Below are 11,658 nucleotides of genomic sequence, written 5' to 3'. Positions count from 1 at the left end.
CTGAGGGTCGCTTTTTTTGTATCCGAAGATGTTACAGCGGCTTTACTTGACCTGTTTATAACAAATATATCGAACTTGTAACATTTAGTGGTACCTGAGATCTCATTGTCAGTATTTTTTTGTTGATCATAGGTGCTAACAAGGCAATAACATTTGTAGGATAAATAAAATGCAATAACCCTAATAACTATCTGAAAATCAGGATCATAATTATGCTTACACAATTCAGAAAAGGCTGGCTGGCCTTCACGACGACAGCATTACTGACATTTTCGGTTCAGGCGAGTGCGGAAAATTACACTATAGGAACAGGTAGTCAGAGTGGTACTTATTACCCGTTAGGTGGGATGCTGGCCAAGATCTGGAGTGAGAATATTGATAATTTTGACATGCGGGCTGAAGTCACTGCCGCCTCGGTTGAAAACGTGATCAAAGTGTCCACCCATAAGCAGTTGGCGGGGATCGCGATGGGTAATGTGGTTGAGCAGGCCTATGAAGGCACGAAACCCTTCCCGAGAAAAATGGATGCGGTCGTCTTGTTTGCTTTGTATCCCAATGTTGTGCAGTTTATGGTGCCTGCGGATTCAGATATTCACAGTATTGCTGATCTGAAAGGCAAAAAAGTCTCGCTTGGCGCGCCGGGTTCAGGTACACGAGTCAGCGCAGTGAATATTCTGAATGCTTTGGGTGTTGAAGAGAAAGATATCCAGGCCCAGTCACTGAATTACACCGCAACCACCAGTGCGATTGCCAATGGTCAGATTGATGCCGGAGCCATTGTGGGTAGCTTAGGTGTAGGGGCAATCACAGAGCTGGCATTGACCCGTAATATTCGTATTTTGTCGTTTACCGAAGCGGAGATGGCGAAAATCACTGCGGCCAATCCCTCTTACCAATTGATCGAAGCCCCCGCGGATACCTATAAGAACGTTGCAAGCTTTAAGGCCCCGGCAATCTGGAATGTGTTAGTGGTGAATAAAGACCTGGATAACAAACTGGCGTATGAAATGACCAAAACCGCCTTCGAGAATATGGATAAGATTCGTAAAACGATCAGCGTGACTCAATATACGACACTTGAAAATATGAAAAAACTCGATGGTGTGCCATTGCATCCCGGTGCCCAGCAATATCTGGATGAGCAGTCTCAGTAAATATCGGTTGTTTTCAGGGCTGAGAAGTACAGACTCGGGTCTGTCTCTCAGCCCTTGTGTGAATTGGAGTTTTTATGTCAACGACAGCGACTGCCCGGCACGGGCAAAAGCTTGCCGATATGCTAATGAAAATAGCCGCTTTAGCGGCTATCGTTTTGTCTGCCTTTCAGATTTGGCAAGGGGTGACGGCAGAATTAGCGGCGCCTGTTTTTCGTCCGGTACACCTGAGCTGGATTCTGGTCTTAGTGTTTCTCACGCAGCCGTTAATCAAACAGAGCCATTCTTTTGCTTTCTATCTGGCGGCACGTAGTGTCGATTTTGTATTGTCGGCCGCCACCATCTGGGCGACCTGGCATATTGTTCAGTTTGATTACGACGATATCAGTTTTTTACTGGATGGGCTGAAAGGGTCAGACCAACTGGCCGGGTTGATCACGATTGTTGCCTTACTGGAAGCAACCCGACGGTCGGTTGGCATGGTGATGGTGGTGATAGCGGCTGTCTTTATCACTTATGCGCTGTTTGGTGATGCCTTGCCTTCTGGCATTGCCAGCAAAGGGTTTGAACTGGAAGAGCTGATCCGATTCCATATTTTTTCCACCAACGGGGTATACGGCGCGCCGTTAGCGATTGCAGCAGGGGTGGTGTTTATTTTCGTACTGTTTGGTGCTTTTCTGCAGGTAACCGGCGCCGGGCAATTTTTTATCGATATTGCCTTTGCGGTTGCCGGAAAATATCGCGGAGGCCCGGCAAAAGCCAGTGTGATCGCGTCAGCGGCGTTAGGCTCTATTTCTGGCTCTGCCATCGCCAACACGGTGACCACAGGGTCGTTAACGATTCCAATGATGAAAAAGCTGGGCTACAAACCCGAGCAAGCTGCCGGTATTGAAGCTGCTGCATCCACTGGGGGGCAGATCATGCCGCCTGTGATGGGGGCGGGTGCCTTTGTCATGGCGCAGTTTACGGGGATCCCTTATAGCGAAATATTGCTGGTGTCGATTGCACCTGCGATTTTGTATTTTGCCTGCACGCTGCTTTATGTTCACCTGATGGCCTGCAAGCTGGGGCTGGAAGGGATGGATGTCAAAGCCGGAGTGCGTGAAGTACTGAACAACGGCTGGCACTTTCTCGCACCATTGATTCTGGTCACTGCGCTGCTGATGATGAGTTACTCGCCGGAACTGGTCGGGATTGCAGGGTGCGTCGTGGTCCTGGTTTCTGCCCTGTGCCGCAAATCCAGCCGTGTCAGCCTGAGCCAGGTGCTGGAAGGCATGAAAGAGGGGGCATTGATGGCCCTGCCGATTTCAGTGGCCTGTGCAACGGCCGGTATTGTCGTTGGCGTTGTCGGGCAAACCGGTATCGGCCTGCAGTTCACCCAGTTCCTGCTGGCGCTGTCCGGCGGTCACTTATGGTCGGCACTCCTGCTGATTGCACTGGCGGCGGTGGTGCTGGGCATGGGCTTGCCGGTCACAGCCGCGTACATAGTGTTGTCTGTGATGGCGGTGCCGGCGCTGAGTGATTTCGGCTTGCCTATTCTGACGGCCCACATGATTGTTTTCTGGCTGTCACAGACTTCGAATGTCACGCCACCCATCGCTCTGGCAGCCTTTGCCGGTGCCGGTATTGCCAATGCATCGCCGATGCGATCTGCGGTGCAGGCGTTCAAACTGGCTCAGGGCTTTTTCCTGATCCCTGCCATGATGGCATTCTCCGGGCTCATACTGGGTGACGGGGAAACGCTGCATTTTGTGATTGGCATTGCGACAACCGCAGGGCTGATTATTGCTTTTGCAGGGGGGATAGAGGGGCGTTTGATTAACCCGCTCAATAAGCCTTTCAGAGTGGTGCTGCTGGCATTGGCACTGATTATTCTGTTTATGGATGATTCGGTCAGGTTAGCCGCTTTAGTGGCTGTCCTCGGGATGGTCGTGATAAACATTAAGGTCAGCCGGCAGAAGGCGGAAATGACCCACTGACGCTTGTTGCCTGTCAATCTGATCAGCCGGGCAGAAGAGGCTGCCCGGCTTTAGGTATCATTGGTTTTCGGTTAGCTGTTGCGCGCGCTGGGTGAGGCCGCACAGCATGGGAGGGATGGCTTTGAATACTTCTTCAAATTGTGCCAGACCTTCGGCGCCTTGCTCAGTTAAAGCGGCCATGGCACTTTCCGGATCATACAGCAGACTGACAGAAAGCAGCACGCCGCCCAGCAGGGCATTGTCCTGGCTGTTTTCCGGCATGATGGTTTCCCAGTCATCCCGCGTCAATTGCCAGCCCTGTAACACGCCTTCGGCAAATTCACGGGTGGCTGGCGTGACCAATTCTTTGTCGTCCAACTCGCAGCCTTCCGGCCATTCCCAGCAATTAGTCAGCAAGGCCTGACGCGCTTCGTTCCAAATCTGAACGATGGCGTTGGCATAATTTTCCAACGCTTGATGACTGGTAAATGGCGAGGTTTCATCACCACCCCACAGGTACGCCAGCCATTCAGCCGGATCCAGTAAATGAGGGGCCGCCGCCATTGCTGTGACAAAGCCACGGGTTTGATGCTCAGACAGCAGATGCTGGCTCAGTTCAGGGTCTTGCAAAATTGCCGAAAGTTGCGCAGACATGATCAGTTTCTCTTTCAAATAGGCAGGCACGTTGTTTCAGCGCCTGTGAGCAGAATACCGGTATTGTATCAGGCAGAGCCAGAAGACATAGCCTTGTAACGGGGAAACATGAAAAAAGGGCAGTGTGGGCCTGACAATGCTGCAAAAGTATCCACTTGATTGATAATGTGATGATTTGGGTTGACCTCAGTCAGGGTCAACACTATAGTTACGCCCCGTTGCTGAGTGAGTAAGCGCAGTAACCAAAATTAGGTGAGGTGTCCGAGTGGCTGAAGGAGCACGCCTGGAAAGTGTGTATACGGCAACGTATCGAGGGTTCGAATCCCTCCCTCACCGCCACATTCAGAAAAGACCCGTTGAGTAATCAGCGGGTCTTTTTGTATTTGATGGCTCTTCATTGTATCCGTATTGCTTATCAGCCAGAAAAATCAAGGCGGGCCTTCTTTATTTCATTCCTGATTCAGTCTTTATTCATGAATCGTTATTCATTTTGTATTGAAAATTTAAAATAGCGTCGTTCATTCTAAATGACAGCGAACTGGTTTATTCACGAAATACTCATTTTTATGATGCTTGTTAAGCGATTTCATGAGCAGAACATATTTGCGAGTCATTATTCATTTTGTATTTATTCGTTACATTCAGTATTACATCCGCGTTATATTTGTAAATTAGCAAGATCTAATTTGTAAATATTTATATACAACCTATCGCAATTCAACTTGTTGATTTAATTTGACATTAGAGTAATAGCTCTCATTAATTGTTCCATTTGTTATTTAAATGTTAACTTTTTTGTACGTTCCATGATTGGTTTTTTGTTTGTTTTGTTTGCAAAGTATTGAAATGCTGAGCCAAAGTTGAATCGCTTTCTTGAAAAGCATACATATGTGTAACAGAGCTGAAACAAGAGGTTCTCAGAAGTTAGGCGATAAAACATTTGCAGTATGAATGGTTTGTTGGTTGGGATGCGCAGGACAGCTCACTAAAATCTCTAGGAATGAGTAATGAAAACAAACAAACAACAAGCATTGGCTGTATTGACACTAGGTTCACTTTTCACCTTGCCAGCTATGGCCGCAGAAATGGTTGATGTCACCGATTCTGCTGTCCTGGAACAAGGGTTAATGGCACGTTCACTGACACCATTAAATAACAGTTTTAAACCTGTAAAATCGGTCACTTTACCAAATGGTAAACAAAAGGTCCGCTATCAGCAGCTTTATAAAGGATTACCCGTTTATAATACTGCCGTCGTGGCGACGACAAGTAATAAAGGCCTGACTCAGGTTCATGGCCGAATGGCGCAAAATGTAGAGCAAGATCTGCCATTAATTCAGGCAGGCATTGATGAAAAACAAGCGCTGAATATTGCTAAAGCACACCATGCTTCTTTACATTCTCCGCAATTAACCGGTGAACTGCCACTTGAAAATGAGCAAGTGACGCTGATGGTTCGTCTGGATGAAAACAATCTGGCCGAGCTGGTTTACCAGGTGAGTTTCTTTGTTGCTTCCGATGAGCCATCCCGTCCTTATTTCTTCATTGATGCCAACACAGGTGATGTGCTGGATACCTGGGACAGCATCGCCCATATCCAGGCACCAGGCTCTGGCCCTGGTGGAAACACGAAGACCGGGCAATACCAGTTTGGTGTGGATTTCCCGAATTTCATGGTGGAGAAAAACGGAACCACCTGCACCATGAATACCAGTGCAGTAAAAACTGTCGATCTGAATGGCGCGACGTCAGGCTATAACGCTTTCAGCTATAACTGTCCGACAGACAGCAACGCCAATAACCACAAACAGATCAATGGCGCCTATTCACCGCTCAATGACGCGCATTACTTCGGTCAGGTGGTCTTTGATATGTATAAAGACTGGCTGAATTCGGCACCGCTAACCTTCCAGCTCACCATGCGTGTGCACTATGGCTCCCAATATGAAAATGCCTTCTGGGACGGCAGTGCGATGACCTTTGGGGACGGTTATTCCACCTTCTATCCATTGGTGGATATCAACGTCAGTGCGCATGAAGTCAGCCATGGCTTTACCGAGCAGAACTCAGGTCTGGAATACCGCAACATGTCTGGTGGTATCAATGAAGCCTTCTCTGATATCGCCGGTGAAGCGGCTGAATTCTATATGCGTGGCAGTGTGGACTGGGTCGTCGGAAGCGATATTTTCAAACAGTCCGGTGGTTTACGTTATTTTGATCAGCCATCCAAAGACGGCCGTTCGATTGATCATGCTTCGCAGTACACATCGGGTCTGAATGTGCACTATTCAAGCGGTGTATTCAACCGTGCGTACTACTTGTTGGCCAATAAATCCGGCTGGGATGCCCGTAAAGGTTTCGAAGTTTTTGCCGTGGCGAACCAGCTGTACTGGACGGCCAACTCTAACTTTGACCAGGGGGGATGTGGCGTTGTTAAAGCAACCCAGGATCTGGGCTATAACACTGCCGATGTTGTCGATGCGTTCAATACTGTCGGTGTCAATGCCGCTTGTGGGGTCACACCACCAACGGGTGATACGCTAGAAAAAGGCAAACCTATCAGCGGTCTTTCCGGTAACAGAAGCAGTGAACTTCATTACACATTCACTGTACCAGCATCAGTGTCCAGTGCTTCTGTCAGCATCACTGGCGGCTCTGGCGATGCAGACCTGTATGTGAAAGCCGGCAGCAAGCCCACCACGACCTCATGGGATTGCCGCCCTTATGTTGGCGGGAACAATGAAACCTGTAATGTTGCCGTTTCTTCCGGCCAGACCTACTACGTGATGTTGCGTGGCTACAGCAACTTCTCAGGCGTGACGCTGAGCCTGAACTATTAATCCGTTTTCAACGCGATTCACCGAAAGGGAGCCTTGTGCTCCCTTTTTCTTTGTGGCGCGCTTGGTTGCGATGTGTAATTAAATTTCACTTTTGTAGTTATACCTCTTTTGCGTGCCTGAGTTCGCGCGATAAAAACCTGCCGTTTTATCTCAATTTGGCAGAATATTCATTCCTGAGTCAGTAAAGTGCATCTTATGCGTACGATTTTTGGCCGTCTTAATCGTGTTAATTGCCGGACAGAGAGGGGGCGAATTGTTTTTATCCTAAGTTGATGAAAAAAATATAAAAATATCGTACAGGAACGGAGGTGAAGCTTGCGTTGGGTTTTTATATAAATAAACCGAATCTTGGCGATAAGCTGTGTTTATCAACTGATAAACTGCGCCTGCCTGCCCTTTTTGTGCCAGAAAACATGCAGAAAAGCCGGATAACAGAAGGCGAGAAATACCTGAGTAGCACGTCAGTAGTGCGCAACTAGCTAAAGATGCGGCTTTGATCACGATTATTGGTTGTAAATAGACAACATTAATATGAATACAGTGAGATATTTTACCTGAAAGTTGATTTAATATGACGAATGACTGGTTGTTTGTGGTGATTCTGGTCATATGGTCTTTTTGAATCGCCTATGTTGGCTTTTATCTCTGGTTAATGGTTCGGAGCGGCAGTGAAAGAACAATTTAATGTACGCAATGCGGCAGCAGACACTTTTGCAATGGTGGTGTTCTGCTTTATCACAGGCATGATGATCGAAGTGTTTATCTCTGGGATGACCTTCCAGCAGTCGCTGGCTTCCCGAACACTGTCAATTCCGGTGAACATTGCCATTGCCTGGCCATACGGCGTATTTCGCGACTGGATGATCCGCCAGGGAGCAAGGTTGAGCCCGTCAGGCCGGATGAAGTTTGTCTCTGATATGCTGGCATACGTGCTGTTCCAGTCGCCGGTTTATGCGGCTATTCTGTGGTTTGTGGGGGCAGAGCCTGAGCAAATTATGACAGCGGTAGCCACGAATGCACTGGTGAGCGGCGTGCTGGGTGGCGTTTACGGCCAGTTTCTTGAAGTTTGCCGTCGTATGTTCAGAGTACCGGGTTACTACCAGCAGGCTTAAAACAGTGAGCTGAAGCGTCTTTGATGAGAGGCAGTCCAATGGACTGCCTTTTTTGTTGCTGTCGCTAGCGGCTCAAAGGATGGCGCTGCTGCTTCTTGATGGCAATTTCAAGTTGAGGGTGCGCAATACTGATATCGTGAGCCAGAAACTTACGTTTAATCCGGCTGTGCAGATCATGGGTCAGGCTGAGCCGGTGGCCGGTTTCAGCGGCATAGGCCCGCACTTCAAAATTTTGAGCATCGGCGGTAATACTCAGGAAAAACACCTCGGGTTCAGGATTGTCCAGAACCAGTTCGCATTCGTCCGCCGCCTCAAATAACAACCGGGTGACTAACTCAGTATCCGACAGATATTTCACACTAATGGCAATGGTGACCCGGGTGATGGAATCCGATAACGACCAGTTGACAAACTGCTCTGTCACAAAGGCTTTGTTCGGCACGATGACTTCTTTTCTGTCCCAGTCGACAATCGTCGTTGCCCGTGTATTAATTTTGGCCACAATCCCGGTAAGATCGCGGATGGTGACCGTATCACCAATGCGGATGGGTTTCTCAAACAAGATGATTAAGCCGGATATAAAATTGGCGAAAATTTCCTGCAGACCAAAACCCAGACCGACACCCAGTGCCGCAATCAGCCATTGCATTTTTGACCAGTCAAAACCGATTAATGCCGAACCGATAATGATGCCAAAGAAAATGGCCATATAGCGGGTCAGGGAAGTAATCGCATAGCCGGTTCCCGGACTCAGGCTGATGTGTTGCAGCACCAGTAGCTCCATTGCCCCGGGTAAATCACGGGCCAGAATGGCAGTCAGCCAGAGCGCCAGAATGGCGAGCAGCACACTTTTCAGCGTGATATGACTGAGCTGTTCTATCCCGTCGATATTGGCATTGACATCCCAGAGTGTAATGTCTTCAAGGAAGCTGGTGGCCTGGTATAAATCTGACGATAAGAGCGCAAGAATAAACAGGTAAATCAGCAGCAACAGCGAACGCAAAAGCCGCAGTGATTGCGCACTGATGACATCCAGATCGACCTCTGGCTCTTCAATCTCAATGTGCAGTTCACTGCTTGTCGACTCCTCTTTGCCCTCAAGCAATTCTGCTTTGCGTTGCGCCAGTATTTCCTGACGTTTTGCTTTGGCCCGCTCGAAAGCCAGCCTGCGTCGCTGAATGAGCATCAGCCTTTTTATCAGGTAATACACCAAGAGGGTAAACACGCCCAGCACTGCAGCATATTCGAGTTTGGACATCAGTTTTTGTGCCGAACCCAGATAGCCCATCAGTGCAAAATAGTTGAGTGCTTGCGGTAATAAAATCAGCAGCCACCAGAATAAATGGTGGCTGAGATGCAAATGGCCTTGGGGTAAATCCCGGTAAGTCATGGGAATACGCTCATTGGCCATTTTCCACAGAAAGTAACTGACGGCTAGGTTACTGATGATAAAAGCAAGCCGTCCCAGGGTGGCGTTCACATCAATGTCGTTGTAATAGAAGGCAAAGTTCTGGATAACCATCATCGGGAGGTAGATCCAGATCAATCGGCGATAGTGACTGAAGCAGCGCATGACCAGGTTGGGCTGCCAGTCAAAATGTTTGATGAGCAGACCGTCCGGTCGCACCAGCTCCCGCATGAAACAGTACATGACCAGAGGCAATGGCAGTGCGAGGGCCTGACCTAAGTGATGGATGAATGGCAGTTGCCAAAGCGCGCTTAACAGGGCGCCAACCACGGCTACAACCAGTGGTGCCGGCCAGGCAAACAGGCCAGAGCAGATGACATTGATCGTACTGAAGCTGAACCTGTCTTTGGTGACTTTACCGATATACTGGCTGGTTTCTTTCAAATATTTCTTCCAGCGAGTCCGGCTCCAGCTGAGGGCAATAATCAGCAGTGCGACAATGATCAGACAAAAAGCCAGTAGTACAGGATCGGCAACCAAAGGGATTTTGAGTAATCCCAGCCAGTGCGTCGGTGAAAAAAACCACTGCAATTTTTCCAGTGTATCGGTCGCTAATTTGATACTGAAAGCGTTGCTGTCCGGGGCCAGGAACAGCAAGCGTGCTGCTCTGTTTTTCAGGTTATTCAGTGCAGAATCCAGCTTGTCATAGGCGACTTTTAGGGTAGCTTGCTGATAAATCAGGATATCACTGCTGTCGATCAGCTTTTCTAACAAAGACAGGTTGTTCTCAATGAGTTCGGATTGCAGTGCTTGCTGATCTTCCGACAGATTTTTTTCCGGCGCAGATTTTGCGCTTTCGGTCAGATCTTCAAACCGTTGCTGGTATTCATACTTTCGGATCTGATTCTGAGCAATTTGATTGTCGAGCCCTGACATATCCGGCGGATCAGGCAGTCTCTTGAGCCGGGTACGCATGTTTTCACTAAACGCAGGGCTGAGGGACAGCCACTCGGCCATGTTATTCAGATCCTCAGCCGTTTTTGCCACTTGTTCGGATTGCTGATCGGCTTTTTCCTGTTGCAGCTGAACCTGATCCAGTTGATCGGACAGTGACGATAACACACTGGCATAGCGCCGGTTTTCTTCACTGAGCTGTTTCAGTTCAGGGGGAAGGTCGACCAGCTCTTGCACCAGCTCATCGGTATCGAGTGCGGACTGTTCGGCATCGGTTCGGAGTTGCCGGTTCAGCATCAATTGCAGATTGTTGCGATAAGCTTGTCTGGCCTCGATTTCTACATTGACCAGCTGGAGTTTTTGTTTGCTGAGTGTGCGGCGATTATCCCCTGTCAATTGTTCGGCTTCGAGTGCTGACAATTGATTGTTATAAAACTCATACTCAATGTTATGAACCAGCGAAAGCGGGTTATCACGATCTCGTTCCGCCTGTTTACGGGCTTTGTCGGCATCATCTATCTGCTGGCGAAGCTGCTCAGCCCGTTTGGGAAACGCTTTCATATCGCGTTCTATGTCTTCAATCTCGTTGCGATAGTTATGTCGCTGTAATTCAAGCTGCTCTAACTTGTTGTCCTGCTCAGCTATCTCAAGGGTAAGCTGATTCTGATCCCACTGGCTGAAATCTGGAAAGTTAGAGGCATTGAATTCACTGATTTGCGTTTTGATGGTTTCAGTCTGCTCATTGAAGTTATCAAGCAGCTTTCGGTTTTTTTCGATTTGTGTTTTATAGGTTTCCGTTTTTTGCAATTGATCCTGTGCCTGAAGCAGTTTCTCCAGCAATTTCTCATTCTCAGGCGTTGTCTCCAGCGCCTTGGCCAGCGAAATCTGTTTATCCAGCGCTTGACTGTAATCGGACGTTTGCTGGGTGGGGGCGGAATCTGACTCTTCACTGGCGTAGCAGGGAAAGACGGTGATCAATAAGATGAACGAGAGTACGAATACGGTGAGATTGCGCATAGTGAAGTGGTAAGACTCAAATAAGAATTATCTTACAAGTGTAGAAATAAGCGTGTGTTAGGCCTAAGAAAAAACCGATTTGATCTTTTGATCATCGCTTGCGATAAGAAAGTACAACAAATTGGGAAAAAACCTTGACCCAATTAGCACAAGTCAGTAAATTAGCCGCCGTCGACGCGACAGGCGTTGGCAACAATTTGGTGAGGTGTCCGAGTGGCTGAAGGAGCACGCCTGGAAAGTGTGTATACGGCAACGTATCGAGGGTTCGAATCCCTCCCTCACCGCCAAATTCAGGAGAGATGGCTGAGTGGTTGAAAGCACCGGTCTTGAAAACCGGCATACGTTAATAGCGTATCTAGGGTTCAAATCCCTATCTCTCCGCCACATTTAAAAGCCCCGTCTTAGACGGGGCTTTTTTCATTGAGATGTAGTGTACGTTTTCCGGGATTTGAAAATCCCTCTATCCCTTGTTCTGGCTCCATCACATCCGAAGAAACAGCTGAACTGTCAGCGGTTTTTTCGCCTGAACCTTGGCAAGATCAGATAGGGTGAAGAAGCCTGGAC

Annotated in this window: 7 protein-coding genes and 3 tRNA genes; 8 read left to right on the top strand and 2 right to left on the bottom strand. The window is 48.4% G+C overall.

What is annotated here, in order from left to right; translation table 11 throughout:
* The first annotated feature begins 212 nt into the window (after window positions 1-212).
* Together P4S53_RS18760 and P4S53_RS18755 are read left to right on the top strand one after the other, a co-directional pair.
* Window positions 213-1,154 carry a TAXI family TRAP transporter solute-binding subunit gene (locus P4S53_RS18760; RefSeq protein ID WP_337113880.1) on the top strand — a complete coding sequence of 314 codons (942 nt, stop codon included), beginning with the start codon at window positions 213-215 and terminating at the stop codon, window positions 1,152-1,154.
* A 74-nt stretch (window positions 1,155-1,228) separates the two neighbouring features.
* Complete coding sequence (locus tag P4S53_RS18755) at window positions 1,229-3,130, top strand: TRAP transporter permease (protein WP_337113879.1); 1,902 nt, start codon at window positions 1,229-1,231, stop codon at window positions 3,128-3,130.
* Window positions 3,131-3,187: 57 nt separating this feature from the next.
* Here P4S53_RS18755 and P4S53_RS18750 read toward each other — a convergent pair whose 3' ends face one another.
* Complete coding sequence (locus tag P4S53_RS18750; protein ID WP_337113878.1) at window positions 3,188-3,763, bottom strand: UPF0149 family protein; 576 nt, start codon at window positions 3,761-3,763, stop codon at window positions 3,188-3,190.
* Window positions 3,764-4,014: 251 nt separating this feature from the next.
* Between P4S53_RS18750 and P4S53_RS18745 the strand changes: the two genes are divergently transcribed.
* The 4 genes from P4S53_RS18745 to P4S53_RS18730 all read left to right on the top strand — a co-directional run bounded on the left by P4S53_RS18745 (window position 4,015) and on the right by P4S53_RS18730 (window position 7,715).
* Window positions 4,015-4,102 (top strand) — tRNA-Ser (locus tag P4S53_RS18745).
* 668 nt (window positions 4,103-4,770) lie between these two features.
* Entirely contained in the window at window positions 4,771-6,603 is a 1,833-nt protein-coding gene (locus tag P4S53_RS18740) for a M4 family metallopeptidase (protein ID WP_337113877.1), read from the top strand.
* Window positions 6,604-6,911: 308 nt separating this feature from the next.
* On the top strand, window positions 6,912-7,082 hold the full coding sequence (locus P4S53_RS18735) for a hypothetical protein (protein WP_337113876.1): 171 nt from the start codon (window positions 6,912-6,914) through the stop codon (window positions 7,080-7,082).
* A 189-nt stretch (window positions 7,083-7,271) separates the two neighbouring features.
* Entirely contained in the window at window positions 7,272-7,715 is a 444-nt protein-coding gene (locus P4S53_RS18730; protein WP_337113875.1) for an L-alanine exporter AlaE, read from the top strand.
* 64 nt (window positions 7,716-7,779) lie between these two features.
* On the opposite strand, the gene mscM is transcribed toward P4S53_RS18730, so the two are convergent.
* A complete protein-coding gene (gene mscM, locus P4S53_RS18725) occupies window positions 7,780-11,094 on the bottom strand; it encodes a miniconductance mechanosensitive channel MscM (protein WP_337113874.1) in 3,315 nt (1,104 codons plus the stop codon).
* A 199-nt stretch (window positions 11,095-11,293) separates the two neighbouring features.
* Between mscM and P4S53_RS18720 the strand changes: the two genes are divergently transcribed.
* Together P4S53_RS18720 and P4S53_RS18715 are read left to right on the top strand one after the other, a co-directional pair.
* A tRNA-Ser gene (locus P4S53_RS18720) sits at window positions 11,294-11,381 on the top strand.
* A gap of 6 nt (window positions 11,382-11,387) precedes the next feature.
* A tRNA-Ser gene (locus tag P4S53_RS18715) sits at window positions 11,388-11,478 on the top strand.
* Window positions 11,479-11,658: the final 180 nt, after the last annotated feature.

The sequence above is a fragment of the Photobacterium sp. Hal280 genome (assembly GCF_037162255.1).
Lineage (GTDB): Bacteria > Pseudomonadota > Gammaproteobacteria > Enterobacterales > Vibrionaceae > Photobacterium.
This window is presented reverse-complemented; position numbering and strand designations above follow the sequence as displayed.

Excerpts from the sequence above, each read along its gene's own strand:
- P4S53_RS18760 (WP_337113880.1), top strand. The coding sequence starts at position 213 with ATGCTTACACAATTCAGAAAAGGCTGGCTGGCCTTCACGACGACAGCA.
- P4S53_RS18755 (WP_337113879.1), top strand. The coding sequence starts at position 1,229 with ATGTCAACGACAGCGACTGCCCGGCACGGGCAAAAGCTTGCCGATATG.
- P4S53_RS18750 (WP_337113878.1), bottom strand. The coding sequence starts at position 3,763 with ATGTCTGCGCAACTTTCGGCAATTTTGCAAGACCCTGAACTGAGCCAG.
- P4S53_RS18740 (WP_337113877.1), top strand. The coding sequence starts at position 4,771 with ATGAAAACAAACAAACAACAAGCATTGGCTGTATTGACACTAGGTTCA.
- mscM (WP_337113874.1), bottom strand. The coding sequence starts at position 11,094 with ATGCGCAATCTCACCGTATTCGTACTCTCGTTCATCTTATTGATCACC.